The organism is Pseudonocardia sp. CA-107938, assembly GCF_050936315.1.
In the GTDB taxonomy this organism is placed as follows: Bacteria; Actinomycetota; Actinomycetes; order Mycobacteriales; family Pseudonocardiaceae; genus Pseudonocardia.
The window spans coordinates 2,469,949-2,495,322 of sequence record NZ_JBNJNA010000001.1; the positions used below are offsets into that span (position 1 = coordinate 2,469,949).

Here is a 25,374-nt window from a genome sequence, read left to right on the forward strand (position 1 = left end):
CACACAGCGAGTAGGGGCCTCACACATGCTGCAGCATGTGTGAGGCCCCTACTGCGTGTGTGACGTCTACCTGCGGACGGGGCTGATCCCCAATGACATGCCGGCCAGGCCCCGGGCGCGGGTGGCCAGGCCGTCGGCGATCTTCTTCAGCGCCGCGCCGCTGGCCGACTCCGGTGCCGCCAGTACGACCGGGGTGCCCTCGTCGCCGCACTCGCGCAGCTTCGGCTCCAGCGGCACCTGCCCCAGCAGCGGGACGGGCGCGCCGAGCGCACGGGTGAGCGAGTCGGCCACCGTCTGGCCGCCGCCCGCGCCGAAGACCTCCATGCGGGAGCCGTCGGGCAGCTCCATCCACGACATGTTCTCGACGACGCCGGCGAGCCGCTGCCGGGTCTGCAGCGCGATCGAGCCGGCCCGCTCGGCCACCTCGGCGGCGGCCATCTGCGGCGTGGTGACGACGAGCAGCTCCGCGTTGGGCACGAGCTGCGCCGTGGAGATGGCGATGTCGCCGGTGCCGGGCGGCAGGTCGAGCAGCAGCACGTCCAGGTCGCCCCAGTACACGTCGGCGAGGAACTGCTGCAGCGCCCGGTGCAGCATCGGGCCGCGCCACACCACCGCGTCGTTGCCGGCGGTGAACATGCCGATCGAGATCAGCTTCACGCCGTGCGCCTGCGGCGGCATGATCATGTTGTCGACCTTGGTGGGCCGGTCGCTGCAGCCGAGCATGCGCGGGATCGAGTGCCCGTAGATGTCGGCGTCGACGACCCCGACGGAGAGCCCGCGCGCGGCCAGCGCGGCCGCCAGGTTCACCGTGACCGACGACTTGCCGACCCCGCCCTTGCCCGACGCGACGCAGAACACCCTGGTCAGCGAGCCGGGCTGGGCGAACGGGATGACCGGTTCGGCGCTGTCGCCGCGCAGGCTGCGGCGCAGCTCGGTGCGCTGCTCGTCGCTCATCACGTCGAGCTCGACGCGCACCTCGGCGATACCGTCGATCCGCGACACGGCGTCGGTGACGCGCTTGGTGATGGTGTCGCGCATGGGGCAGCCGGCCACGGTGAGGTAGACCCCGACCTGGGCGATCCCGCCGGCGACGGCCACGGATTTGACCATGCCGAGGTCGGTGATCGGCTTGTGGATCTCGGGGTCCTCGACCGTGGCGAGTGCCGCGTGCACCGCCCGCTCGAGGCCGGTCGGGTTGTCGGTGGTGGACATCCGTGCCTTCCGGTTGCGGTCGCGCTCCATGTTACGTCTGTGCCAGATGTGCCCCGGCGTCCGTAGCATCAGGGGTGACGTGGGTCCGGGGGGACTCGCCCCTACGCGGAGAGGGTGGACTCAGGGTGACAGAGGTAGCGGACCGGGTGGTCGGGGAGCGGCGGACACCGACGGCGGACGAGCTGGCGACGTGGCGCTGGTTCCTGCGCGCGCACGCGACGATCACGCGCGCGCTGGAGAACGAGCTGGAGGCGGCGGAGAAGCTCTCCCTCGCCTCGTACGACGTGCTGGTGCAGCTCGCCGAGGCCCCCGACCGGCGCCTGCGGATGACCGAGCTGGCCGACGCAGTGCTGCTGTCGCGGTCCGGGGTGACGCGGTTGGTCGACCGGCTGGAGCGGATGGGCTTGGTCTCCCGCTGCCCCGTCGAGTCCGACGGGCGCGGGGTCGCGGCCAGGCTCACCGACGCCGGGTTCGCCCGCCTGCGCACCGCGTCGCGGGTGCACCTGACCGGTGTGCAGCGGCACTTCGTGACGCGGCTCGACCCGCAGGCGCTGGAGGCGCTCGAGGGGATCAGCCGCCGCCTGAGCCTCTGACCTTCCCGCCGCGCGGGCGCTCGGCGGCCCCCAGCCGCTCGGCGAGCTTGTCGAGCTCCCCGCGCAGGTAGTCGCGGCTGGCCATGTCCCCGACGGCCAGCCGCAGCGCCGCGAGCTCGCGGGCCAGGTACTCGGTGTCGGCCTTCGTGCGCTCCGCCCGCACCCGGTCCTCCTCCAGCGCCACGCGGTCGCGGTCGTCCTGCCGGTTCTGCGCGAGCAGGATCAGCGGCGCGGCGTACGCGGCCTGGGTGGAGAAGGCCAGGTTGAGCAGGATGAACGGGTAGGGGTCCCACCGGTCCTGCACGGCGAGCACCACGTTCAACGCGATCCACGCGACGACGATCACCGTCTGGATCGCGAGGAACCGGCCGGTGCCGAGGAACCGGGCGATGCGCTCGGAGAAGCGCGCGAAGCTGTCGGGATCGATCTCCCAGCGGGCGCCGCCCGCGCGGGGCTGGTCGAGCCGCCGACGGCCGGCCTCAGGCATCCGGGCCCTCCAGTGCTGCGGTGATCTCCCGGATGTCCAGCTCGCCGGTGGGGTCGTCGTCCTCGGGCAGCTGCTCGCGCCAGTCGTCGGGCAGCAGGTGGTCGAGCACGTCGTCGACGGTGACGGCGCCGAGCAGGTGGTCCTCCGCGTCCACGACCGGGCCGGCGACCAGGTTGTAGGTGGCGAAGTAGCGGGTGATCTCGGCGAGCGACGCGTCCGGGGAGAGCCGGGCGAGGTCGGCGTCGACGATGCCCGCGACCAGGTCGAACGGGGCCTCGCGCAGCAGCCGCTGGGTGTGCACGCAGCCCAGGTAGCGGCCGGTCGGGGTCTCGCTCGGCGGGCGGCAGACGAACACCATGCTGGCGATCGCCGGCCCGAGGTCGGGGTTGCGCACCCTGGCCAGCGCCTCGGCGACCGTGGCGTCGGGCCGCAGGATGATCGGCTCCGGGGTCATGAGACCGCCCGCGGTGTCGGAGGAGTAGGACAGCAGGCGGCGCAGGGGAGCGGACTCGGCCGGCTCCATGCGCTCGAGCAGGTGCTCGCGCTCGGCGTCGGTCAGCTCGCCCAGCAGGTCTGCGGCGTCGTCGGGCGACATCGCCTCCAGCACGTCGGCGGCCCGCTCGGCGTCGAGGTGCGCGATGAGGACCTGCTGGTCGGAGTCGGGCAGCTCCTCGAACACGTCGGCCAGCCGCTCGTCGTCGAGCGCGTCGACGACCTCGAACTGCCGCTTCTCCGGCAGCTCCGACAGCGCGGCGGCTACGTCGGCAGGGCGCATCGTCTCGAAGACCGCGAGCAGGCCGGCGGTGCCCTGCCGGTCGGTCAACGTCAGGCCGGTGACGGCGCTCCAGTGCACCACCTGCACCTGGCCGCGCCGGGTGAGCCCGGTGCGGCGTGCGCGGACGGCCAGCCGTCCGATGACCCAGTCCCGTGAACGCGTCTGCTCGATCGCGGCGTCGACGACCACGACCTGCTCGCCGGACTCCGTCAGCTGCACGCGCGCGTCGATCAGCTGGCCGACGACCAGCGTCTCGTTGGGGCGCTGGGTGAAGCCGCGCAGGCTCACCGAGCCGGTGGTGAGCGTGACGGCGCTCGGGTCGACCCCGGCCACGCGCAGCATCGGTATGAAGATCCGCCGACGGGTCGCCAGCTCGCACACCACGCCCAGCACCCGCGGTGGATGGGTGTCCACCCGCAGGGATGCGACGAGGTCGCGCACCTTGCCGATGCGCTCGCCGTCGGGCCCCACGATCGGCAGGCCCACCATCGGCGCCACGAAGACCCGCTCGCCGCCCATGCGAAGAGCCTATTGCGATCGACGTGTTGCCGGTGTTGCCGCCGCGACCTCGCGTGGGTGAGAAACCAATCACCCCGGGTCCCGTTCAGTGGCACGGCGTGCCACCATCGGGCCCGAGCCAGCCCGCCTCTGCTCGATCTCAACGAGGAGTCGCCCGTGACCTCCCAGCTCCGTCCCCGCCGTTCGTGCCTCGCCGTCCCGGGTTCGAGCCAGAAGTTCATCGACAAGGCCCGCACACTCAACCCCGACCAGGTCTTCCTCGACCTCGAGGACGCCTGCGCGCCGCTGGCCAAGCCGGGCGCGCGCAAGACGATCGTCCAGGCGCTGAACGAGGGCGGCTGGGACGGCAAGATCCGCGTGGTCCGCGTGAACGACTGGACCACCGAGTGGACCTACCGCGACGTCACCGAGGTCGTCGAGGGCGCCGGCGCCAACCTCGACGCGATCATGCTGCCGAAGGTGCAGACGGCCGAGCAGGTCGTCGCGCTGGACCTGCTGCTCACCCAGATCGAGAAGACGATGGGCTACGAGGTCGGCAGGATCGCGATCGAGGCCCAGATCGAGAACGCCAAGGGCCTGCTGAACGTGGAGGCGATCGCCACCGCGTCGGCGCGCGTGGAGACGATCATCTTCGGTCCGGCCGACTTCATGGCGTCGATCAACATGAAGTCGCTGGTCGTGGGGGAGCAGCCGCCCGGATACGACGTGGGCGACGCCTACCACCACATCCTGATGTCGATCCTCATGGCCGCGCGGGCCCACGACAAGCAGGCCATCGACGGCCCCTACCTGCAGATCCGCGACGTCGACGGCTTCCGGCGGGTCGCCGGCCGCGCCGCCGCCCTCGGCTACGACGGCAAGTGGGTGCTGCACCCCGGCCAGATCGACGCCGCCAACGAGACCTTCAGCCCGTCGCAGGAGGACTACGACCACGCCGAGAACATCCTCGACGCCTACGAGTACTTCACCTCGGAGAAGGGCGGCAAGAAGGGCTCGGCGATGCTCGGCGACGAGATGATCGACGAGGCCAGCCGCAAGATGGCGCTGGTGATCTCCGGCAAGGGCCGCGCAGCGGGGCTGCAGCGCAAGGACGTCTGGACCGCCCCCGAGGAGTGACCCGGCTGCGATGATCACCGCATGTGGTCGGTGATCGTCGAGGAACTGGTCGGCTTCGGCGACGGGCGGCGCTGGCAGCTGTCGCGTCTGGAGGCGGTGCCCGAGCGCGAGGCGGCCTGCCGGCGCGCCCGCGAGCTGGCCCACCGGCACGTGCCGGAGCACCCGATGTCGGTGCGGAAGCGGACCGTGCACCGCCGCGACGACGACGAGTTCCTCGTCGTCGTGCGCGGCCGGACGCAGGACCACCACTTCCGCGTCGGCGTCTGGCTGGAGGACGAGCCGCTTCCCGGGTGAGAACCTTCACTCTGCACTGCTAGATATGCCAAGCACCGCGATACTGGCCCATCAGTACCCAGCGCCGGGAGGAACGATGGCAAAGCTCGCCCAGACCGCCGGTCTGACCGAGATCCAGCAGGAGATCCTGTCCACCGTCAGGACGTTCGTGGACAAGGAGATCATCCCGCACGCCACGGCGCTGGAGCACGCCGACGAGTACCCGCAGGACATCGTCGACGGGATGAAGGAGATGGGCCTGTTCGGGCTCACCATCCCGGAGGAGTACGGCGGGCTCGGCGAGTCGCTGCTGACCTACGCGCTGGTCGTCGAGCAGATCGCGCGCGGCTGGATGAGCGTGTCCGGCGTGATCAACACCCACTTCATCGTCGCGTACATGCTCATGCAGCACGGCACCGACGAGCAGAAGCGGAAGTACCTGCCCGGCATGGCCGAGGGGAACGTGCGCGGCTCGTTCTCGATGTCGGAGCCCGACCTCGGATCCGACGTCGCCGCGATCAAGACGAAGGCCGTGCAGGACGGCGACGAGTTCGTCATCGACGGCGCCAAGATGTGGCTCACCAACGGCGGCACGTCCACCCTCACCGCGGTGCTGGTGAAGACCGACGAGGGCCAGCCGAAGCCCTACCAGAACCTCACGACGTTCCTGGTGGAGAAGCCCGTCGGCTACGGCGAGGTCGTCCCCGGCGTGATCATCCCCGGGAAGATCGACAAGATGGGCTACAAGGGCGTCGACACCACCGAGATGGTGTTCAAGGGCCACCGCATCGCCGCCGACCAGATCCTCGGCGGCAAGCGCGGCGGCGGGTTCGCCCAGATGATGGACGGCGTCGAGGTCGGCCGGGTGAACGTGGCCGCACGCGCGTGCGGCATCTCGATCCGCGCGTTCGAGCTGGCCGTGGAGTACGCGCAGCAGCGGAGCACGTTCGGCAAGCCGATCGCGGAGCACCAGGCCATCGCGTTCAAGCTGGCCGAGATGGCCACGAAGGTCGAGGCCGCGCACCTGATGATGGTCAACGCCGCGCGCCTGAAGGACCGCGGCGAGCGCAACGACGTCGAGGCCGGCATGGCCAAGCTCATCGCCAGCGAGTACTGCGCCGAGGTCACCCAGGAGGCGTTCCGCATCCACGGCGGCTACGGCTACTCCAAGGAGTACGAGATCGAGCGCCTGATGCGCGAGGCGCCGTTCCTGCTGATCGGCGAGGGCACGTCCGAGATCCAGAAGACGATCATCAGCCGGGGTCTGCTGCGGGAGTACAAGGCTCGCTGACCGGCTCGTCCGGGTTGTGACGTGCGTGCTTTGCGGCACCACGTCGGGGTGTTGGACGTTGACAGGACAGACGACCGTGAACACGATGCGGTCTGACCGACGTCCTAGGAGATACCCGTGACCACACCGTTCGGCGGTGCTGGACGCCCCGCGCCCGGGCTGCCCAGCCTGCCCACCCCGCCCACCGGTTGGCCCGTCGGTTCCTACGCCACCTACGAGGAGGCGCAGCGCGCCGTCGACCACCTGGCCGACTCCGACTTCCCGGTCCGCGACGTCACGATCGTGGGCGTCGACCTGATGCTCGTCGAGCGCGTGATCGGCCGGCTGACCTGGGGTCGGGTGCTCATGTCGGGTGCGCTGTCCGGCGCGTGGTTCGGGTTGTTCGTCGGCCTCCTGCTCGCGTTCTTCACGCCGACGGGCCCGGCGCTCGGTCCGGTGCTGGTCGGTCTGGTCAGCGGTGTGGTCTTCGGTGTGGTCTTCGCGGCCGTCGGCTACGGCGCGACCCGCGGACGCCGCGACTTCACCTCCGCCAGCCAGATGGTGGCCGGCCGCTACGACGTGCTGTGCCAGCCGCGCAACGCCGAGAAGGCGCGCGAGCTGCTGGCGAAGCTCGCCATGGGCACGAGCGGCACGGGGACGTCCCCGGCGTGACCCGGCGCGGCGCCGGCAAGCGGGTCGATGCGACCAGCTTGATCAAGTCGTTCGACGCGCAGGCGCGGTCGTACGACCGGATGGTCGGTGCCGACAAGGGCTACCACGAGCACCTGCGCTTCTCCGCCCGCCGCATGGGGATCCCCGGCGGTGGGGCGGGGCTGCGGCTGCTCGACATCGGCTGCGGCACCGGTGCCTCCACCGCGGCCCTGCTCGACGCGGCGCCGGAAGCCGAGATCGTCGCCGTCGACGCGTCCGGCGAGATGCTCGCCCAGGCCCGCCGCAAGACCTGGACCGGCAAGGTGCAGTTCGTGCAGGGCGACGTCGAGGACCTGGAACGGTCCGTCACCGGCCCGTTCGACGGCATCATGGCCGCCTACCTGCTGCGCAACGTGGAGGACCCGAACGCCGCGCTGCGCGCCTTCTACGGCCTGCTCAGGCCGGGCGCGCCGCTCTGCGTGCACGAGTACTCGGTGCGCGACTCCGGCCGCAGCAGGCTCGTGTGGACGATCGTGAGCTGGGGCGTCATCATCCCGATGGCCAAGCTCCGCACCGGCGACGCCGGCCTCTACCGCTACCTGTGGCGCAGCGTCCTCGACTTCGACGGCGTCGAGGCACTGGCCACCCGCATGCGCGCCTGCGGCTTCGTCGACGTCCTGCACCAGACCATGCCTGGTTGGCAGCAGCACATCGTGCACACCTTCCTGGGCCGCCGTCCGCCCGGTACCGAGGAGGACGAGCAGCCGAAGGGCTTCGGCAACGACGCCCCCACCCCACCGTCCGGCCTGGACCTGACGAAGTAGCCGCACTAGCGTCGGTCCCGTGCACCGGACGTTCCTCAGCACTCCGCCCCCGCGCGCCTCCTAAGGAGCGCGCCTCCCTCGACCGGACGCACCGTGCGTCCGGTTCGTCGTGCACCGCACGGGACTCCGCGCTCCTCCGCGTCCGCTTCGGAGTCCTCAGGAGTGCTCTTCCATGCACGTCTCCTTCGGGCGCGCCGGTTCCGGCGTGCCCCTCCTCGTCCTCGCCGGTGTGCTGTGGGGCACCGGTGGCCTGCTCGGTCAGGCGCTGGCCGCCGCGACCGGGCTGTCCGCGGTCGCCGTGGCCGGCTACCGCCTCGCGCTGGGTGGCCTGCTGCTGTGCGGGCCCCTCCTCGCCACCGGCCGCATCCCGCGAACCCGGGGCGCCTGGTCGCGGGTGCTGGCCGTCGGCCTGCTCGCCGCGGTGTTCCAGTCCGGCTACTTCGTCGCCGTCACGACGACGTCGTTGAGCCTCGCCACGCTGGTCACGATCGGGGTAGCCCCGGTGGCGGTGCTCGTGATCGAGCGGTTGGGGCGGCTGCGGCGGATCGGTGCCCGCTCGGTGCTCGGGGCCGCCGCTGCGGTGACGGGCCTTGCGCTGCTCGTCGGGCCGGCCGGTGATCCGGGGCCCGGCTTGCTCGCCGCGGTCGCGGCCGGCTGCGCGTTCGCCGTCGTGACGGTGCTGTCGGCGCGTCCGGTCGACGGGCTGGACGCCGCAGCGACGATCGGGCCGGCGTTCGTCGTCGGCGGGGCGCTCTTGCTGCCCGTGGCGGCGCTGGTGCCGGGAGGGCTCGGGTTCGCACCGTCGCCGCAGGCGGTGCTGCTGCTCGCCCTGTTCGCCGTGGTACCGACGGCGCTGGCCTACACCGCCTACCTCGGTGGCCTGCGCACCGCACCGGCCGGTGTGGGGGCGGTGCTGTCGCTGCTGGAACCGCTGACCGCGGCCGTGCTGGCCGCCGTGGTGCTCGGCGACCGGTTGGGCCTGCTCGGCTGGGTCGGGGCGGCCGTCCTGTGCTGCGCGGTGCTGGTCGTCGCCGGCGACGGCTACCGGACGGCGCCGGAGCGCACCGCGTAGCGCCGCTCGGCGTAGGCGAGGTCGTCGCGCCACAGCCGCCGCGCCGCGTACCGCATCGCCGGGCGCAGCGCGGCGGCCGCCTGCACGGCCCGCCCGAAGCCCTTCCGCGCGGAGTGCGCCACCACGGCCTCGATGACGGCCGTGCGCGGCAGCCCGTCCGGCCCGTCGCCGAGCGGGGTGGCGTGGGTCTCGACGACGCTGCCCGCGCCCTCCCCGTCGACGATCTCCATGGTGATCGTGCGCGGGTCGGGGCAGGAGAACTCGGCGACGACGGGCAGGCCGATCCGGCGGCCGACGGCGTAGGTGACCTCGAGCCGGAACTTCTCGGTGCCGAGGTCGGTGACCGCCAGCTCCGCGAACGAGTACGGGTGCAGCCACACCCCGTGCCAGGGATCGAGCCGGTTGGCCAGCACGTCCTCGGGCATGCACCGGCCGATCATCGTGGCCACGGCCCCGACGCTGTGCTCGGCGGGCGGGCGCGGGCCGACGTGCGGGAGCTCGCTGACCGGGCTGTCGGCCAGGTCGTCGAGCCGCACCCACACGAGCAGCCCGTCGTCGTGGACGGGCAGGACGCGCCAGCCGGGCCGACCCTCGGGCCCCAGCGCGAGCCCGTGCCAGCGGCACACCAGTGCCCCGCAGTGCACCGCGGCGTCGGCGAGCGGCGCCCCGAGGTGCGGGCAGGCGCCGGGCCCGGCGTGCACGGCGCCGTCGGGTCCGCGCCAGGCCACCACCTCGCGCCCGGCGACGGTGCGGGCGAACACCCGTCCCGCCTGGACGTCCGCGCCGGCGCACAGCACGAACCAGCCGCCCGACGGGCGGGCGAGCGCGACGCGCAGCGCGGCCTCGATCCGCGCCGGCGCCGCGTCGCGCCAACTCGGCTCCTGCTCCGCCCACCGGCTGCGGCGCAGGAACTGGAACGGCGTCAGAGCCATTCGTTGCGGCGGAAGATCCTGAAGAGGGCCAGACACAGCACCACGGTGACACCCAGGACGACGTAGTAGCCGGCCGCCCAGTGCAGCTCCGGGATGTTGTCGAAGTTCATCCCGTAGATCCCGGCGATCATCGTCGGCACCGAGATGATCGCGACCCATGCCGAGATCTTCCGCATGTCGTTGTTCTGCCGCATGGTGATCTTCGCCAGCACGGCGTCGACCAGCGTGGTGAGCAGCTCGTTGAAGCCCGCGATGCGCTCGGTGGCGGTGACCAGGTGGTCGTCGACGTCGCGGAAGTACTGCCGCACCTCGTGCGGCACCAGCGAGCTGTAGCCCTCGGTGAGCTTGCGCACCGGCGCACCGAGCGGCACCACGGCGCGCCGCAGCTCGAGCACCTCGCGCTTGAGGACGTAGATCTGCTCGGCGTCCATCGCCGACCGCGGCTCGAAGACCTTCCGCTCCATCTCCTCGATGTCGTCCTCGATCGCCTCGGTGACCTCGAGGTAGGTGTCGACGACGCGGTCGGCGATCGCGTGCAGCACAGCGGCCGGGCCGAGTGCGAGCTGCTCGGGGTCGTCCTCGAGCCTGCGGCGCACGTCGTGCAGCCCGTTGTGGTCGCCGTGCCGGACGGTGATCACGAAGTCGGCGCCGATGAACGCCATGACCTCGCCCGTCTCGACGATCTCGTGCTCGGCCTTCGGGGCGGAGTTGCCGAGGTAGCAGACGGTCTTGAGCACCATGAACAGCGTGTCGTCGTAGCGCTCCAGCTTGGGCCGCTGGTGCGCCTGGACGGCGTCCTCGACGGCCAGCTCGTGGAGCTGGAACACGTCGGCGATGCCCGTGATCTGCTCCTCGTCGGGCTCGTGGAGCCCGATCCAGACGAAGCCCTCGCCGCGGCGGCGCACCTCGGTGATGGCGCCGTCGTGGGTCCAGCGGCCGGGCAGCCGGTGGCCGTCGACGTACACGGCGCAGTCGACGATGTACGCCGAGATCGGTACGCGCAGCTTCGGCAGCAGCGGCCGGGTGTTGGTGGTGCGGCCGCGGAGCGCGGCCGGGCGGAGTGCGGACAGGTGCGGCACGGGGCACACCTCCATGCGTCGGGGCGCGCACCACACACGGGTGCGCGAGAACGGTGGACCGTGCGTCCCCGACGGATGAAGCTCAGCAGCCTTGGTGAACCGCCGGACCGGGAACGCGGCGACTACTGCATCCGGGTGCCTGTGGCACCGCGCTCACCTCCTCGTCCTGGGTAGAACCACCGGTTAGATTACGCCAACGACTGATAACTCGGCGATGGAGGCGAGAGCGTTGCAGTTCGGCCGGTACTACGAGGAGTTCGAGGTCGGCGCCGTGTACAAGCACTGGCCCGGCAAGACGGTCACCGAGTACGACGACCACCTGTTCTGCCTGCTCACCATGAACCACCATCCGCTGCACATGGACGCGCACTACGCAGAGCAGACCACCGACTTCAAGCAGAACGTCGTGGTCGGCAACTACATCTACTCGTTGTTGCTCGGAATGTCGGTGCCGGACGTTTCGGGCAAGGCGATCGCCAACCTCGAGGTCGAATCGCTCAAACACACCAAACCGACCTTCCACGGCGACACCATCTACGGCGAGACGGAGGTGCTCGACAAGACGCCGTCGAAGTCGAAGGACGACCGCGGCGTCGTCTACGTCGAGACCCGTGGCTACAAGCAGGACGGCACGGTCGTGTGCACGTTCCGCCGCAAGGTCATGGTGCCGAAGCTGTCCTACGGCGAGGCGCGCGGCGGCGAGCAGCCGGGGCGGCCGACGCCCGCGGAGTGATCTGCGTCATGCTCCACTTGGAGCATCACCCCAGCGGAGCAGTCACGCGTCGCCGTGCGTGTTCCTGACTTCTTCGAAGTGCCCGATGCGGGTCCGCGTGCCGGATACCATCGACCCCGGACATGCGGTACAAAGCAACGTACGAGGGTTTGATCCCCCTACGGCGAACGGCGGTCTAGTGGACTTGAAGAAGCTGCTCACTCTCATCGTGGTGGCACTTGCTCTGTTCTTCGTGTTCACCCGACCGCAGACTGCCGGCAATCTCGTCACCAACGGTCTCGGGTTGCTGCGCGACGGCGCTGAACAGGTCGTCGCCTTCATCACCTCCATCGTCTGACGGTGCTCGCTCCGCGGGAGATCGACGAGTACCTGCTCCCCACGGAGCGGCGGGTCATCCGCGTGCGGCAGCACTGGGCCTTCATGTCCAAGCCGCTGCTGCAGACGGCGCTCTTCCTGCTCGGCTGCGTGCTCGTCGAGCGGTTCGCGCAGACCAACAGCACCACGGCCGACTTCCTCATCGACAACGTCACGTTCTACCTGGCGCTCGTGGCGGTGCTCCGGTTCACCGTGCTGACGATCCTGTGGTGGATCGAGCGGATCGTGATCACCGACAAGCGCGTGATGCTCGCCCAGGGGATCATCGTCCACAAGGTCGGCATGATGCCGCTCGGCAAGGTCACCGACCTGACGTTCGAGCGGAGCCTTGGCGGGCGCATGCTCGGCTACGGCACGCTCATCGTCGAGTCGGCGGGGCAGATCCAGGCGCTCAACCGCATCGACTACATGCCGCGCCCGGAGGAGATCTACGAGGCGCTCTCCGAGCTGGTGTTCGGGGAGAAGGGCAAGACGCGCGCGACGGGCATGCTGGCCCGCCCGCGCTGGCGCCGCTGACCCCGTCACACCGCACGAGCTAGCCTGGGCCGTGGCCGCACCGCGCATCGACATGCACACCCACAGCACCGCGTCCGACGGCACCGACCGCCCGGCAGGGCTGGTCGCGGCGGCGCACGCCGCGGGCGTCGAGGTGCTGGCGATCACCGACCACGACACCACGGCCGGATGGGCGGAGGCAGCAGACGCCCTGCGGCCGGGCATGTCGCTGGTGCGCGGCTCGGAGTTCTCCTGCGTCTCGGCGACGGGGCGCGGTGACCGTCCGGTCGCGGTGCACCTGCTGGGCTACCTCTTCGACCCGCAGCACCCCGCCGTCCGGGCCGAGCAGGCGCGGCTGCGCGACGAGCGCGGCACACGGCTGCGGCGCATCACCGAGCGGATGGCCGCCGACGGGTACCCCGTCGACGTCGACGGCGTGATGGCACTGGTGCCGGCCGGGGCGAGCGCCGGCCGCCCGCACCTGGCGAGGGCGCTGGTCGCCGCCGGTGTGGTGGAGTCGGTGACGGAGGCGTTCGCGAAGCTGCTCTACAGCGGCAGCCCGTACTGGGTGCCCAAGGCGGACACGCCCGTCGAGACGGCGATCGAGATGATCACCGCAGCCGGCGGGGTCACCGTGTTCGCGCACGCACTGGCGCGCAAGCGCGGCCGGGTCGTCGAGCCGTCGCGGATCGTGGAGCTGGCCGCCGCCGGGCTGACCGGCGTCGAGGTGGACCACCCCGACCACAGCCCGGAGGACCGCGAGCTGCTGCGCCGGCTCGCCGGCGAGCACGGCCTCGTCACCACCGGGTCGAGCGACTACCACGGCACCAACAAGGTCACCCCGCTCGCCGCGGAGACCACCGATCCGGAGTCGCTGGAGAAGCTCGTCGCCCAGGCCACCGGGGTCCCGGTCCTCCACGCCTGACGCGTCGAGAACGACGTTGTGGTGATCAACAGGCCCATTTGATCACCACAACGTCGTTCTCGACGGGTGGGCTACGTTGGGCGCGTGCAGCTCGGGCTCGACTTCGACACCCCGCGGCTGGTCCGGGTCACCCCGGCGCGGCTGGCCGTCTGGGCCGACTGCCGGCGCCGCTACCGCCTGACCTACCTCGACAAGCCGGCGCCGCCCCGCGGCGGTGCCTGGGCGCACGCCACGCTCGGCGCGGTCGTGCACCTGGCGCTGCGCGCGCTGCTGGACCTGCCCCCCGCCGGCCGCACCCCGGCGCGGGCGGCGGCGCTAGTGGACGCCAACTGGTCGAGCGAGGGCTTCCGCGACGCCGCCCAGGCCGCCGACTACCGGGAACGGGCCCGCGGCTGGGTCGCCGACTACGCCGCCGAGCTGCCGCCCGACCTGGAGATCGCCGGGCTCGAGCAGTGGGTCACCGTGGCGACGGACCGCATCGTCGCCGAGGGCCGCGTCGACCGCATCGACCGGCGCGGCGGCGAGCACGTCATCGTCGACTACAAGACGGGTCGGCTCCCCACGCCGGAGGACGCCCGCGACTCGACGGCGCTCGCGCTCTACGCCATCGCCACAGAGCGCACCCTGCGCCGCACCTGCCGCCAGGTCGAGCTGCACCACCTGCCCACGGGCACGGTGGCGGCGTGGAAGCACGACCGGGCGTCGCTCGCCGAGCACGTCGCCGCGGCGGAGGAGACGGCCGGCCGGCTCGCCGGCGCCGCCGACGAACTGGCCGCGGGCGGCGATCCCGAAGCCCTCTTCCCGCCGTCGACGGGCCCGCGCTGCGGCTCGTGCGACATGCGCCGCAACTGCCCGGAGGGCCGGGCAGCCGCACCGGAGCGGCCGGCCTGGTCGTTGCTGGCGTCGTGAGGGTGCTGCGCGGGTTCACCGGGCTGCTGGCCGGCGGCCTGGTCGCGCTGGTGCTGGCGCTCGGTGTGGCGTGGGCATTGGCGGCCGCCGAGGGGGCGCCCGGGCCGGGGCCGGTGCGGGTGCTCGGACACCTCGTCGCCGCGGTCGTGGCAGTGGCGGCGCAGCGCTACGCCGACCGGAACGCGGGCGGGCGGGCCGCCGTCGCCGCGCTCGCGGTGGTCGTGGTGACCGTCCTCGTGCTCGTCGTCGCCTGGATCGCCTGAGGACGGTCAGCCGGGCGGGTGGCGCCCCGTGACCTGGCGGGCGCCCATCAGCGCCGTACGCACGGACCACAGCCCGGCCGTGGTCATCGCGTCCGCCCCGGGGAGGACGGGCAGGCCGTAGAGCCGGCGGGCCCACTCCGGCAGCAGCCCGATCGCGACGCTCGACAACGCCGCCCACGCCGGCCGGGCAGGCGTCAGCCACGCCACCTTCCACGGCATCGGCGGCACCAGCAGCCTGCGCACCGCCTGCTTCGCCGCCGGGCTCGCCACCAGCTCCGGTCGCACCTGCGCGAAGTACGCGGCCACCTCGGCGCGGCTCGCCGGCACGTCGGTGGCGCCGAGCAGCTCGGCGGCCCGCACCTGCTCGGCGAGGAACGCGTCGGCCTGCGCGTCGTCGACGACGCCGATGCGGTGCACCGCGCCGACGAACGAGCTGACCTCGCAGACGTGCACCCAGCGCAGCAGCTCGGGGTCGTCGGCCGAGTACGCCGAGCCGGTGACGGGGTCGACGCCGCGCACGTGCGCGTGGATGCGGCGCACCCGCGCCACCGCCTCGTCGGCGGTCGCGGTGTCGGCGAACGCCAGCGTGGTGACGTAGGCGATGGTGCGCTGCAGCCGCGGCCAGAAGTCGTCGGGGAAGCTGGAGTGCTCCAGCACGCCCGCCATCGCCCGCGGGTGCAGGGCCTGCAGGTAGAGCGCGCTGATCCCGCCGACGAGCGCCGCCGGGTCGCCGATCACCACGCGGGTGGGGCTGTGCGGGGCGAAGTAGCCGACTGTCACCCCTCCAGGGTGCCAGCTCTCAGCGGGCCGGGACGAGCGCGACGACCTCCGCGCCTCGCTGTTCGGCCAGCACCGCACCCTGGGTGGCCAGCCGCACCGGCGCGGCGCGGTCGGCGCGCGCGACCGGGATGGTGCGCACGACGGGTCCGGTGCCGCTGCGCCCGAGCACCGCGAGCCCGTCCGGGACGGGCACGAGGGTGGCGTCGCCGTACGTGACGCCGGGCCCGAGGGTGCCGTCGACGGTGGCCAGCGGAGTGAGCGACTCCGGGTCCAGCAGCACCGTCGACGAGCCCGTCCACCACGACACCTGGCGGGCGTCGGCGCCGGTGGCGGGCACCCCGGCGGGCGGGTCGGCCGCGGCGGCGAGCGCCGCGTCGGTCATCGTGACGGGGAAGCTGCCGGTCTCGTTGCCCTGCTCGTCGAACACGACGATGCGGGCCGGGTCCGGCACGACGACCGCGACCCGGGTGCCGCTGATCGCGACGAGCCCGGTGCCGCTGGCGGGCAGCGTCTTCGAGAAGCGCTCGACGGGTTTGCCGTCCTTGGTGTCGTCCGGGTCGATGACGCTGAGGCGGTCGGTCGCGTCGCCGGGGCAGCGCTCGATCACGGCCAGCCGGTCGACGCCGAGCAGGGTGCTGGCGTGCAGGCACTGCGGGCGCGGCTGCGAGCCGCCGTTGATCGGCGCGTCCAGGTAGCCGTACTCGAGGGTGCGGACCAGGTCGCTGCGCATGACCTCGATGGTCAGCGCCCCGGTGCCGGCGACCAGGGTGCCGTTGTCGATCAGCGCGGTGTCGCCGCGCAGATCGGGGTTGCGGGCGGCCGCGCGGGTGCCGGTGTCGGGGCGGAGCGCGGTGAGCTCGCTGCACCACTCGCCGTTGCGGTAGAGCGCGAGCACCCGCTCGGAGTCGGCGCTCGCACCGAACCCGGCGCCGGCGGTGCACAGCGGCTCCACCCGTTCGTAGGTCCACGCCGTGCCGCCGTCGGCGGCGGTGTGGCCGCTGACGGTGCTGCCGTCGGCGGTGACGATCGCGTTGCCCGCGACCAGCGGGCTGCGCGTGGCGCGGCTGGGCGCCCGCCAGGCCTCCGTGAACGCCGCCGGCACGCCCGTCGCCGGTGGCGGCGCCACGATCGGTGCCGCTGCCGGCTCCGACGTCGTACGGGCCGCGTCGCTCGTCGCGCCGAACACGACGGCACCGGCCAGCACCAGCACGCCGAGGACCGCACCCGCGATCAGGTCGCCACGGGTGCGGCGCTCAGGTGCCGGCCGGCGCGGCCGGGTGGCCTGCTGGGTCGCCACCGGCCCGGTGATGGTCAGCTCGCAGCGGCGTCGGTGCCGAGCTCCGCGCTCTCGTCGACCGACTGCGACTCGCCTGCGGTGCGACCGCTGCGGCGGCGCCCACCCCGGCGCCGACGGCGGCGCGGGCCGTCCTCGCCGGACGCGTCGGCGGCGGTGTCGGCCGCAGGACCGGTGGTCGGCGCGACGGACTCGGCCGTCGTCTCCGCCGGAGCGGCGTCGCCCTCGGCCGTGACCCCGCCACGGGTGCGGGTGCGCGGGCGGCGGGTGCGCCGCGGCACGACGACCTCGTCCTCGCGGCGCCGCCCACCGTCACGGCGGTTGCGCGGCTTGGAGCGGCCACCGTGGTCGCCCTCGGTGTCGACGTACTCGGCGTCGAGACCGGCGCGGGTGCGCTTGGAGTGCGGCAGCCGCCCACCCGCGTTGGTCGGGATGCCCAGGTCGCTGAACAGGTGGTCCGAGGTGGAGTAGGTCTCGACGGGCTCGTCGATGCCCAGCCCCAGCTCGTCGCTGATCAGCTTCCAGCGGGAGATCTCGTCCCAGTCGACGAGCGTGACCGCGACGCCGGTGCGGCCCGCTCGACCGGTGCGGCCGATGCGGTGCACGTAGGTCTTGGCGTCCTCCGGGCACTGGTAGTTGACGACGTGGGTGACGCCCTCGACGTCGATGCCGCGGGCGGCCACGTCGGTGGCGACGAGCACGTCGACCTTGCCGGAGCGGAACGCGCGCAGCGCCTGCTCGCGGGCGCCCTGGCCCAGGTCACCGTGCACGGCGGCGGCGGCGAACCCGCGGTCGGCGAGGTCGTCGGCCACCCGCTGCACGGTGCGCTTGGTGCGCGCGAAGATCATCGTGAGGCCGCGGCCGTCGGCCTGCAGCACGCGGGTGAGCAGCTCGACCTTGTCCATCGCGTGCGCGCGGTAGACGAACTGCGTGGTGCGCTCGTGGATGGAGCCCTGGTCGGCCTCCTCCGCGCGGATGTGCGTCGGCCGCGTCAGGAACGTGCGCGACAGCTGGATGATCGGGCCCGGCATCGTGGCCGAGAACAGCATCGTGTGACGCTGGTCGGGCAGCATCCGCATGATGCGCTCGACGTCGGGCAGGAAGCCCAGGTCGAGCATCTCGTCGGCCTCGTCGAGGACGAGGGCCTTGACGCGGCCGAGCACCAGGTGGCGCTGCTCGGCGAGGTCCAGCAGCCGCCCGGGCGTGCCGACGACCACGTCGACGCCCTTGCGCAGGGCGGCCAGCTGCGGCTCGTACGCGCGCCCGCCGTAGATCGCGGTGACGCGGATGCCGAGGTGCTTGCCGGCGTCGGACAGGTCCTTGGCGACCTGGACGCACAGCTCACGGGTGGGCACCACGACCAGTGCCTGCGGCACGTCCTTGGTGCGGTCGGCGGTCTCGCCCTCCGCGGTGGCGGCCGGCTGCTCGGCCGGCGGCACGACGCGCTGCAGCAGCGGCACGCCGAACCCGAGGGTCTTGCCCATGCCCGTACGGGCCTGACCGATGACGTCCTCGCCGGCCAGTGCCAGCGGCAGCGTCAGTTCCTGGATGGCGAACGTGCGCACGATGCCGGCCTCGGCCAGCGCCTGCACGATCTCGGGGCGGACACCCAGCTCTGCGAAGGTGGGGGAGTCGGGCTTGACCGGGGCGTCGCCGGCGAGCGGGTGCGCCTCCTCGGTGCCCTCCTCGACGGCGTCCAACGCGGGGATCGACGCCACCGATTCGTGCTCTTCTGTTGAGTTCTCGTTCTGGACGGACAGGATGATCGCCTCTCTCCGCGCACAGATACCGGTGCAGGTTCTGCGAACCGCCGCACGTCCGTACGGGGGAGAACCAGCGAGGCGCTGCACGCACAATGTCGTTGCGGCTGGAGCCCGGCTCCGAGTGGCCGCGGGTAGGGCGCGCGCCCGGTGAGGCACTGCGCTGATCAGCATGATAGCCGTAGCGCGGCGGCAGCGACACCGCAGCGCCCTCCGGCGGGTCGTGATCTGTGTCGTACCTGCTGGTCCGCGCGTGCGCCGCGGCGGCGACGATAGGGTGCTCGTCATGGGGACCGATGCCGGCAACGGCGAGGCCGGCTCGGCATCCGTCGATCTGCTCGGGGTGCTGGCCTACGGGGAGTTGTCGGCGTTCGACCGGCTCTCCGAGGACGCCCGACTCGCCCCGACGCTGAGCGGCCGGGTGGCGCTCTCCGCGATGGCCGCCGCCGAGATGGGCCACTTCGCGCTCATCCAGACGCGGCTGGCCGAGCAGGGCGTCGACGTCGAGGAGGCGATGTCGCCGTTCATCGCGGCGATCGACGCCTACCACGCCTCGACCGCGCCGCGCAGCTGGCTGGAGTCGCTGGTCAAGGTCTACCTCGGCGACGGGCTGGCCGCCGACTTCTACTCCGAGATCGCCGGCTGGCTGCCCGGGGCGACCGGGCAGCTCGTGCAGCAGGTGCTGGCCGACACCGGGCACGGCGCGTTCGCCGAGCGCGAGGTGCGGGCCGCGTGCGAGGCCGACCGGCGCGTGCACGACCGCCTCGCGCTGTGGGGCCGCCGCCTCCTCGGTGAGGCCGTCACCCAGGCCCAGCACATCGTGGCCGAGCGCGACGGGCTCGCCGATCTGATCGTCTCCGGCTCCGGCGACATCTCCGGCATCGCCGCCCTGATCAAGCGGCTCCAGTCCAACCACGGCAAGCGGATGGTCAAGCTCGGCATCGGCTGAGCGGTTCACCGAGGGCGGACACCCGCACCCCCTGCGGTCGACTAGCCTGGCCGCGTACGACGGATCGCCCGCACGTCACGACCTGGAGGTTCCCGGTGGAGGTCAAGATCGGCATCGCGGAGAGCGCGCGCGAGCTCCTGGTGTCCAGCGACCAGACCCCGGAGGAGGTCGCGAAGCTCGTCGACGAGGCCATCGCCGGCGGCGGGGACGGGCTGCTGCGGCTCACCGACGAGAAGGGCCGCAAGTTCGTGGTCCGCGGCGAGCGCATCGCCTACGTCGAGATCGCGCCCGAGGAGGCGCGCAAGGTCGGTTTCGCGATCGGGTAGTCAGCCGCGCTGCCCGAGTTCGACGGACGTCGAAAGGCTTGTGGCTCCCCGCCGATCGACGACCATGAGGTGGTCAGCTCTGAGTCTGCCTTGGAGATCCTCATGAACGTGGTCACCTCATCCGTCCGGGCCGCTGCTCTCGCTGCTGTTGCCGGGACGCTCCTCGTGTCCGGGCTCACTGCGATCGCCGTTGCCGACTCGTCCTCCGACGAGACCGGCAGCGTCCGCATCACCAGCAGCAACGATTGGACGGGCGCCGGTTCCGGCGGTGTCGCTGGATCCAGCCAGGACAACCGGGACTTCTAGCGCGCTCCCGCCGACCAGGGCCCACCGGTAGGGCGGCGCGCCGACGCCGGTGATCCGGTGGCGGCCCCACGGGTCCGCCTCGCCCAGCCGCCCCTGCGCGCTGCCCTCCTTTGTGCGCAGCTCGACGGGGCCGTCCGCGGTGGGGATGTCACCGCCGTCAGGTCGGAGCCGTCCGAACCAGTGCAGCCGCCCGTCGACGGGTTCGTGGCGGGCGTCGAGCAGGGCATGCACGGCGATCTCCCGCCCGTCGACGACGAGCGTGGCGGGACCGGACCAGCCGTCCTCAGCCACGGGTGTCGTCGGTGCCGTTCCCGACGACGCGCAGGGGCACCGCGGGGGCGTTCGCCTGCGGGCCGAGGACGGCCGACATCCCGCCCCAGATCAGCGTGGTGAGGTACTCGGTGAGGGCGCTGCGGCTCATGGTGCGCCGCTCCAGCCACCAGTCACCGGCGCTCTGCACCATCCCGACGAGGCCCTGCGCCCACGCCTCCGCGCCCCCGGAGTCGAGCTTGAGCTGGCGCAGCCGGCCGCCGATCAGCGTGGCCAGCATGCGCGCGATCTGCTCGCGGGCGTCGTCGACCACGGCGCCGGTGCTCGCGCGTTCCAGCGTGGGGTGCACGACGAAGCGCCACAGCTCCGGCTCGTCCTCGATGCTCGCCAGGAACGCGTCGACGAGACCGGAGATCAGCTGGCGCGGGTCCGCGGTGGCGGCTTCCGGCCCGTTCTCGGCGAGGGCGGGCGCGATGCGGGCCATGAGCAGCGCGGCGGCTTCGCGGCCGACGGCGTGCTGGAGGTCGGCGCGATCGGTGAAGTGCCGGTAGAGGACGGGCTTGGTGATGCCGGCCTCGGCGGCGATCTCCGCGACGGACACGCCGGGTCCGTGCCGGCGGACCGCCTGCATCGCGGCCTGGACCATCTCGGCCCGTCGTTCGGCTCTGCGGTCCTCGCGGGCACGCGGCGCGGTTCCGTCGGTAGGAGGCACCCCGTCAGTCGTAACAGTTACCGATGGTTACAGCAAGTGCTTGACACAGCTAGCGCTTCGCGGGACCGTAGCTCTCGAGTAGATGTTACCGGCGGTTACAATCAACGGGGAGCCGTCCGATGGACGCAGGCGTGCAGGGTCGGGAGGCCACCGCGGAGCGGCTGCTCCGCTCCTCCCTCGAGCACTCGTACGAGCCGAACATCGACATCGACTGGGACGCACCGCTGGTCGACGGCCTGTGGGGCATCCCAGAGCATCGGGTCTCGCTCTACGGCACCGATCTGTGGGCCGGGCTGACCGACGAGCAGCGCCGCACGCTGTCGCTGCACGAGCTGTGCAGCGTGGCCCGGATCGGCCTCTGGTTCGAGATGATCCTGATGCAGATGCTGCTGCGCTACGCGTACGACCGCGATCCGCGCAGCAGCCACATCCAGTACGCGCTCACCGAGATCGCCGACGAGTGCCGGCACTCGGTGATGTTCGGCAGGCTCAACGCCCGCCTCGGCGCGCCCGACTACAAGCCGCGCCGGATCACCCACGAGCTGGGCAGGCTGTTCAAGACGATCGGCTACGGGCCCGCGATGTTCGCCGGCACGCTGTTCGTCGAGGAGATCCTCGACCAGCTGCAGCGCGAGGCGATGCGCGACGAGACGGTCCAGCCGCTCACCCGCATGGTCAACAAGGTGCACGTCACCGAGGAGGCGCGGCACGTCCGGTACGCCCGCGAGGAGCTGGTCCGGATCATGCCGCGGGTCGGGTTCGCCGAGCGGCAGCTCGCCCGCTACCTCACCGCGCGCATCGCGTACGTGGTCGCGCGCAACCTGATCCACCGCGACGTCTACGCGTCGGTGGGCCTCGATCCCGCGCAGGGCCGCCGGGCGGCACTCGCGAACCCGCAGTTCCAGGAGACGCTGCGCTGGTCGGCCCGCAAGCTGGTGCCGTTCCTGCGCGAGCAGGGACTCGTCGGTGGCCCCACCGAGGCGTTCTGGCGCCAGGCGCACCTGGTCTGAAGGAGGAACTGGTGGGAGTCACGGTCCCGGGCGCCGACGGCGCGCCCCTGAACGTCGAGATCGACGGTCCGGTGACGGCGCCGGTCACGGTGGTGCTCGCGCACGGCTGGACGCTCGACGGCCGCACGTGGGGCCCGGTGGCGCGGTCGCTGCGCGGCGGGCGCGCTCCGGTTCGGGTGGTGCGGCCCGACCACCGCGGCCACGGGCGCTCAGCCGTCGTCGACCCGACGACGATGACGATCGAGCAGCTGGCCGACGATCTCGCCGAGGTCATCGCCGTCACCGCCCCCGCCGGGCCGCTCGTGCTGGCCGGGCACTCCATGGGCGGCATGACGCTGATGGCGATGGCCGAGCGGCATCCGGAGGTGTTCGACCGGGTGCACGGCATCGCGCTGGTCTCGACCGCGGCGGGCGGGCTGGCCGCCGCGACGCTGGGGCTGCCGCCGTGGGCCGCGGCGATCTTCCAGGGCGGCGAGCGGGCCCTCTACGGTTCGGCGCGCTGGAAGGCCGGCGAACGGCTGGGCAACGCGCGGCTGCTGAGCCCCGCGCTCTCGTGGTTGCTGCTGGGCGAGCGCCCGACGGCGGAGGCGCGCCGCATCACCGTGGAGACGGTGGCCGCGTGCCGTCCCGCGACCGTCGCCGGCTTCCGACCCACCCTGAACGCGCACGAGCGCGACGCCGCGCTGGCCACGTTCGCCGAGATCCCGACCGCGGTGCTCGTGGGCACGAAGGACCGGCTCACCCCGGTGGCGGCGTCGCGACGCATCCACGACGCGCTGCCGTCGGCCGAGCTGGCGGTGCTCCCCGGCGCGGGCCACATGCTCCCGGTGGAGCGGGTGCCCGAGGTGGTCGGGCGGATCGGAGCGCTGGTGCACGGCGCGACCGGCGGGATGCGCGCGACGGCGTAGGCGCCGCCCACGATCAGAACCACGACGTGTCCTGCTCGATGCCCAGCCGCGTCATCGCGTAGCGCTTGCTCGCGGCCTGCGAGAAGTAGATGTGCTGGTCGGCGGCGTGGATGTCGCGCAGGCACCGCTGCAGCGGGTGGTCGGCGTGCATGCCGGCCGTGCCGCCCAGCCCGACGGCGGCCGTCACGACCTCGACGGCGGTGCGCATCGCGTTCTGCGTCGCGAGCAGGAACCGGGCGCGGCGGTGCACGTCCGGGACGTTGCCGGCGAGCGCGCTCTCCCACACCCCGCCCAGCGCGTCGACGACGAGCGCACGGGCCGACTGCAGGGCGGCCTCGGCGCGGGTGATGGCGATCTGGACGTCGCCGTCGTGCCCGATGGGCAGCGGGCTCGGCGGCCGCGCCTTCGCGGTGGCGATCGCCGTCAGCTCGTCCAGCGCCCGGCGGGCGACGCCCAGCGGGAAGCCCACCATCTGCGTGCCGACGAAGGTGAAGAACGGCAGCCGCCACAGCGGCCCGTCGTGCCGCGCCGGTTCACGGAAGGGCGCGATCGTGTGCTCGTGCGGCACGGGCACGGCGTCGACGACGACGTCGTGGCTGCCGGTGCCGCGCAGGCCGGCGCAGTCCCACGTCTCGACGATCGTGACGGCCGACGTGGGCACGATGCCCAGGCGCCAGTCCGGGCCGTGCCCCGGCACGATCCGCGGGCCGGGCCCGTCGAGGACGAAGCCGCCGCCCCAGAACCAGTCGGCGTGCGGGCTGCCGCTCGCGAACCCCCAGCGCCCGTCGAGGCGGAAGGTGCCGGGCGCGGTGTCGGTGAACCGGCCCATCGGCGCGAACACCCCTGCCGCGACCGTGTCGGTCCGGGCGGCGAGCAGCTGGGCGGCGACGTGCGGGTCGAGCCACGCGAGGAAGCCGGTGGCGTTGCCGATGAGGATGGTCCAGCCTGCGGATCCGTCGGCGCGGCTGACCTCCTCGATCACCTCTACGGTCTGCTGCGGCGGCAGTTCGAGGCCGCCGAGGATCCGGGGGGTGGTGAGATTGAACAGCCCGGCGCGGCGCACGTCCGCGACGAGGTCGGCGGGCATCGTGCAGGCGCGCTCGGCCTCCCGGGCGCGGGCCGAGAAGGGGGAGGCGAGGGTGCGGGCGGCGTCGAGAGGGGCGAGATCGGTGAACATGGTCCACCTTCCGGTAGATGAGCCTCTATTCAATAGAGGAGTATCTACGGAATGAGCGACCCGGTCAAGACGCCGAGGAGGTACGACGCGTCCCGGCGGCAGGCACAGGCCGGCGAGACCCGTGCCCGGATGCTCGCCGCGGCCCGCGACCTCTTCCTCGAGAAGGGCTACGCAGGCACGGCGATGCCCGACGTCGCTCGTGCTGCCGGCGTGTCGGTGCAGGCCGTCTACAAGGCGTTCGCCAACAAGGCATCGCTGCTCAAGACCGTCTTCGACGTCGCGGTCGCGGGCGACGACGAGGCCGTGCCGATGGCGGACCGCGACACCGTCGCCGCGGTGATCGCCGAGCCCGACGCCCGGCGGAAGATCGAGATGTACACCGCGCACCTGGCCGCGCTGGCGCCCCGCGTCGCACCGGTGCAGCTGCTCGTGCGGGACGCGGCGCACACCGACCCGGCCGCCGCCGCGGTCTGGGAGCAGATCCGCGGCGAGATGTTCGCCGCGATGACGATGTTCACCCGCGACCTGGTCGCCACGGGCCGGACGCGCCCCGACCGCAGTGACGACGAGCTGCGGGATCTCTTGTGGACCTATCACTCGCCCGAGGTCTACGAGCTCCTCGTGCTGGCGCGCGGCTGGACCGCGCAGCGCTACGGGGAGTTCCTGGCCGAGGCGATGTCGGCCGCTGTGCTGGCTACCGCTCCTCGCTGACCAGTGGCAGTGCCGACAACCCGCGCCAGGCCAGGCCGGACATCAGCGCCACGGCCTCGTCGCGGGGGACGCCCTGGTCCGAGTCGAGCCAGTAGCGCGCGGTGATCTGGCTGAGCCCCACGAGCCCGACGGCCAGCAGCTTCGCCCGCGCCGTGTCCAGGCCGGAGTCGACCGTGACGACCTCGGCGATGGCGTCGATGCACCGGCTGAGGGCCCCGTCGACGACGGCGGCCGCCTCGGGCTGGGCGCGCATGTCGGACTCGAACACCAGCCGGTAGGCCTGGCCCTCGCCCGCGACGAAGTCGAAGTACGCGCCGACCGCCGCCTCGACCCGCTTCTGGTTGTCGGTGGTCGTGGTGATCGCGCGCTCCACGCTCGCCACCAGCTCGTCGGCGTAGGTGGTGAGCAGGGCCTGGTACAGCTCCAGCTTGCCGGGGAAGTGCTGGTAGAGCACCGGCTTGCTGACCCCGGCCTTCTCGGCGATGTCGTCCATCGCCGCCGCGTGGTAGCCCTGCGCGGCGAACACGTCGCGAGCCGCGAGCAGCAGCTGCGCCCGTCGCGCCCCACGGGTCAACCGGGCCCCTCGCTGCACCGCCGGTGCCTCGCCCACCCGAACCTCCCCGCGCCGTCGACTTTCGGACGTCAACACTACCCGTGGGTAGCCACGA

Annotated in this window: 30 protein-coding genes; 18 read left to right on the forward strand and 12 right to left on the reverse strand. The window is 72.6% G+C overall.

The window, feature by feature from the left end; genetic code table 11:
• Positions 1-66: 66 nt before the first annotated feature.
• Positions 67-1,212: an Mrp/NBP35 family ATP-binding protein gene (locus ACQEVB_RS12530; protein ID WP_432969341.1), complete on the reverse strand. Its 1,146-nt coding sequence runs from the start codon at positions 1,210-1,212 to the stop codon at positions 67-69.
• A gap of 125 nt (positions 1,213-1,337) precedes the next feature.
• On the opposite strand from ACQEVB_RS12530, the gene ACQEVB_RS12535 reads away from it, so the two are divergent.
• Positions 1,338-1,805 (forward strand): MarR family winged helix-turn-helix transcriptional regulator, encoded by a 468-nt coding sequence (locus ACQEVB_RS12535; protein WP_432969344.1) that lies wholly within the window; start codon positions 1,338-1,340, stop codon positions 1,803-1,805.
• Here the strand turns inward: ACQEVB_RS12535 and ACQEVB_RS12540 are convergent.
• Positions 1,783-2,292: a DUF1003 domain-containing protein gene (locus ACQEVB_RS12540; RefSeq protein ID WP_432969346.1), complete on the reverse strand. Its 510-nt coding sequence runs from the start codon at positions 2,290-2,292 to the stop codon at positions 1,783-1,785. The genes ACQEVB_RS12535 and ACQEVB_RS12540 overlap by 23 nt on opposite strands.
• Positions 2,285-3,586 carry a magnesium transporter MgtE N-terminal domain-containing protein gene (locus ACQEVB_RS12545; RefSeq protein ID WP_432969349.1) on the reverse strand — a complete coding sequence of 434 codons (1,302 nt, stop codon included), beginning with the start codon at positions 3,584-3,586 and terminating at the stop codon, positions 2,285-2,287. Before ACQEVB_RS12545 ends, ACQEVB_RS12540 begins: the two co-directional genes overlap by 8 nt.
• 156 nt (positions 3,587-3,742) lie before the next feature.
• Between ACQEVB_RS12545 and ACQEVB_RS12550 the strand changes: the two genes are divergently transcribed.
• From ACQEVB_RS12550 to ACQEVB_RS12575, 6 genes are all read left to right on the forward strand, one after another.
• A complete protein-coding gene (locus tag ACQEVB_RS12550) occupies positions 3,743-4,702 on the forward strand; it encodes an HpcH/HpaI aldolase/citrate lyase family protein (RefSeq protein ID WP_432969352.1) in 960 nt (319 codons plus the stop codon).
• A gap of 21 nt (positions 4,703-4,723) precedes the next feature.
• On the forward strand, positions 4,724-4,996 hold the full coding sequence (locus tag ACQEVB_RS12555; protein ID WP_432969355.1) for a hypothetical protein: 273 nt from the start codon (positions 4,724-4,726) through the stop codon (positions 4,994-4,996).
• A gap of 76 nt (positions 4,997-5,072) precedes the next feature.
• Positions 5,073-6,266 (forward strand): acyl-CoA dehydrogenase family protein, encoded by a 1,194-nt coding sequence (locus tag ACQEVB_RS12560; protein WP_432969358.1) that lies wholly within the window; start codon positions 5,073-5,075, stop codon positions 6,264-6,266.
• 117 nt (positions 6,267-6,383) lie between these two features.
• On the forward strand, positions 6,384-6,917 hold the full coding sequence (locus ACQEVB_RS12565; RefSeq protein WP_432969361.1) for a general stress protein: 534 nt from the start codon (positions 6,384-6,386) through the stop codon (positions 6,915-6,917).
• Positions 6,914-7,720 carry a class I SAM-dependent methyltransferase gene (locus tag ACQEVB_RS12570; protein WP_432969364.1) on the forward strand — a complete coding sequence of 269 codons (807 nt, stop codon included), beginning with the start codon at positions 6,914-6,916 and terminating at the stop codon, positions 7,718-7,720. Before ACQEVB_RS12565 ends, ACQEVB_RS12570 begins: the two co-directional genes overlap by 4 nt.
• A gap of 172 nt (positions 7,721-7,892) precedes the next feature.
• Entirely contained in the window at positions 7,893-8,792 is a 900-nt protein-coding gene (locus ACQEVB_RS12575; protein ID WP_432969367.1) for a DMT family transporter, read from the forward strand.
• Here ACQEVB_RS12575 and ACQEVB_RS12580 read toward each other — a convergent pair.
• Together ACQEVB_RS12580 and corA are read right to left on the reverse strand one after the other, a co-directional pair.
• Positions 8,762-9,724, reverse strand: a complete 963-nt coding sequence (locus tag ACQEVB_RS12580; RefSeq protein ID WP_432969370.1) for a DUF5914 domain-containing protein — start codon at positions 9,722-9,724, stop codon at positions 8,762-8,764. The genes ACQEVB_RS12575 and ACQEVB_RS12580 overlap by 31 nt on opposite strands.
• On the reverse strand, positions 9,715-10,803 hold the full coding sequence (gene corA / locus ACQEVB_RS12585) for a magnesium/cobalt transporter CorA (RefSeq protein WP_432969373.1): 1,089 nt from the start codon (positions 10,801-10,803) through the stop codon (positions 9,715-9,717). Before corA ends, ACQEVB_RS12580 begins: the two co-directional genes overlap by 10 nt.
• Positions 10,804-11,032: 229 nt before the next feature.
• Between corA and ACQEVB_RS12590 the strand changes: the two genes are divergently transcribed.
• The 6 genes from ACQEVB_RS12590 to ACQEVB_RS12615 all read left to right on the forward strand — a co-directional run bounded on the left by ACQEVB_RS12590 (position 11,033) and on the right by ACQEVB_RS12615 (position 14,503).
• Positions 11,033-11,536, forward strand: coding sequence for a MaoC family dehydratase (locus tag ACQEVB_RS12590; RefSeq protein ID WP_432980316.1), 504 nt, complete (start codon positions 11,033-11,035; stop codon positions 11,534-11,536).
• 85 nt (positions 11,537-11,621) lie between these two features.
• On the forward strand, positions 11,622-11,873 hold the full coding sequence (locus ACQEVB_RS12595) for a hypothetical protein (protein WP_432969376.1): 252 nt from the start codon (positions 11,622-11,624) through the stop codon (positions 11,871-11,873).
• 2 nt (positions 11,874-11,875) lie between these two features.
• On the forward strand, positions 11,876-12,427 hold the full coding sequence (locus ACQEVB_RS12600; protein ID WP_432969379.1) for a PH domain-containing protein: 552 nt from the start codon (positions 11,876-11,878) through the stop codon (positions 12,425-12,427).
• A 52-nt stretch (positions 12,428-12,479) separates the two neighbouring features.
• Positions 12,480-13,331: a PHP domain-containing protein gene (locus ACQEVB_RS12605; RefSeq protein ID WP_432980319.1), complete on the forward strand. Its 852-nt coding sequence runs from the start codon at positions 12,480-12,482 to the stop codon at positions 13,329-13,331.
• Between the two features lie 84 nt (positions 13,332-13,415).
• Positions 13,416-14,240: a RecB family exonuclease gene (locus tag ACQEVB_RS12610; protein ID WP_432969382.1), complete on the forward strand. Its 825-nt coding sequence runs from the start codon at positions 13,416-13,418 to the stop codon at positions 14,238-14,240.
• The gene (locus tag ACQEVB_RS12615; RefSeq protein WP_432969386.1) at positions 14,237-14,503 is read left to right on the forward strand and encodes a hypothetical protein; all 267 of its coding nucleotides are present in this window, start codon (positions 14,237-14,239) and stop codon (positions 14,501-14,503) included. Before ACQEVB_RS12610 ends, ACQEVB_RS12615 begins: the two co-directional genes overlap by 4 nt.
• A gap of 6 nt (positions 14,504-14,509) precedes the next feature.
• On the opposite strand, the gene ACQEVB_RS12620 is transcribed toward ACQEVB_RS12615, so the two are convergent.
• From ACQEVB_RS12620 to ACQEVB_RS12630, 3 genes are read right to left on the reverse strand one after another with little or no spacing between them, the layout of a single operon-like run.
• On the reverse strand, positions 14,510-15,283 hold the full coding sequence (locus tag ACQEVB_RS12620) for an oxygenase MpaB family protein (RefSeq protein ID WP_432969389.1): 774 nt from the start codon (positions 15,281-15,283) through the stop codon (positions 14,510-14,512).
• Between the two features lie 19 nt (positions 15,284-15,302).
• Positions 15,303-16,580 carry an Rv3212 family protein gene (locus tag ACQEVB_RS12625; protein WP_432969392.1) on the reverse strand — a complete coding sequence of 426 codons (1,278 nt, stop codon included), beginning with the start codon at positions 16,578-16,580 and terminating at the stop codon, positions 15,303-15,305.
• Positions 16,581-16,594: 14 nt separating this feature from the next.
• A complete protein-coding gene (locus ACQEVB_RS12630) occupies positions 16,595-18,295 on the reverse strand; it encodes a DEAD/DEAH box helicase (RefSeq protein ID WP_432969395.1) in 1,701 nt (566 codons plus the stop codon).
• 328 nt (positions 18,296-18,623) lie between these two features.
• On the opposite strand from ACQEVB_RS12630, the gene ACQEVB_RS12635 reads away from it, so the two are divergent.
• Positions 18,624-19,286: a ferritin-like fold-containing protein gene (locus ACQEVB_RS12635; protein ID WP_432969398.1), complete on the forward strand. Its 663-nt coding sequence runs from the start codon at positions 18,624-18,626 to the stop codon at positions 19,284-19,286.
• A gap of 95 nt (positions 19,287-19,381) precedes the next feature.
• Positions 19,382-19,612, forward strand: a complete 231-nt coding sequence (locus ACQEVB_RS12640) for a DUF3107 domain-containing protein (protein ID WP_432969401.1) — start codon at positions 19,382-19,384, stop codon at positions 19,610-19,612.
• A gap of 117 nt (positions 19,613-19,729) precedes the next feature.
• Here ACQEVB_RS12640 and ACQEVB_RS12645 read toward each other — a convergent pair whose 3' ends face one another.
• Positions 19,730-20,209 carry a DUF4873 domain-containing protein gene (locus ACQEVB_RS12645; protein WP_432969404.1) on the reverse strand — a complete coding sequence of 160 codons (480 nt, stop codon included), beginning with the start codon at positions 20,207-20,209 and terminating at the stop codon, positions 19,730-19,732.
• Positions 20,202-20,834: a TetR family transcriptional regulator gene (locus tag ACQEVB_RS12650; RefSeq protein ID WP_432969407.1), complete on the reverse strand. Its 633-nt coding sequence runs from the start codon at positions 20,832-20,834 to the stop codon at positions 20,202-20,204. The genes ACQEVB_RS12645 and ACQEVB_RS12650 overlap by 8 nt, the downstream gene beginning before the upstream one ends.
• 185 nt (positions 20,835-21,019) lie before the next feature.
• Here ACQEVB_RS12650 and ACQEVB_RS12655 point away from each other — a divergent pair, with 185 nt between their 5' ends.
• Positions 21,020-21,910 carry an AurF N-oxygenase family protein gene (locus ACQEVB_RS12655; protein WP_432969410.1) on the forward strand — a complete coding sequence of 297 codons (891 nt, stop codon included), beginning with the start codon at positions 21,020-21,022 and terminating at the stop codon, positions 21,908-21,910.
• Positions 21,911-21,921: 11 nt separating this feature from the next.
• On the forward strand, positions 21,922-22,818 hold the full coding sequence (locus ACQEVB_RS12660; protein ID WP_432969413.1) for an alpha/beta fold hydrolase: 897 nt from the start codon (positions 21,922-21,924) through the stop codon (positions 22,816-22,818).
• 13 nt (positions 22,819-22,831) lie between these two features.
• On the opposite strand, the gene ACQEVB_RS12665 is transcribed toward ACQEVB_RS12660, so the two are convergent.
• A complete protein-coding gene (locus tag ACQEVB_RS12665) occupies positions 22,832-23,995 on the reverse strand; it encodes an acyl-CoA dehydrogenase family protein (protein WP_432969416.1) in 1,164 nt (387 codons plus the stop codon).
• A 51-nt stretch (positions 23,996-24,046) separates the two neighbouring features.
• Between ACQEVB_RS12665 and ACQEVB_RS12670 the strand changes: the two genes are divergently transcribed.
• Positions 24,047-24,706, forward strand: coding sequence for a TetR/AcrR family transcriptional regulator (locus tag ACQEVB_RS12670; RefSeq protein ID WP_432969419.1), 660 nt, complete (start codon positions 24,047-24,049; stop codon positions 24,704-24,706).
• Here ACQEVB_RS12670 and ACQEVB_RS12675 read toward each other — a convergent pair.
• Complete coding sequence (locus tag ACQEVB_RS12675; protein WP_432969422.1) at positions 24,690-25,316, reverse strand: TetR/AcrR family transcriptional regulator; 627 nt, start codon at positions 25,314-25,316, stop codon at positions 24,690-24,692. The genes ACQEVB_RS12670 and ACQEVB_RS12675 overlap by 17 nt on opposite strands.
• Between the last annotated feature and the right edge of the window lie 58 nt (positions 25,317-25,374).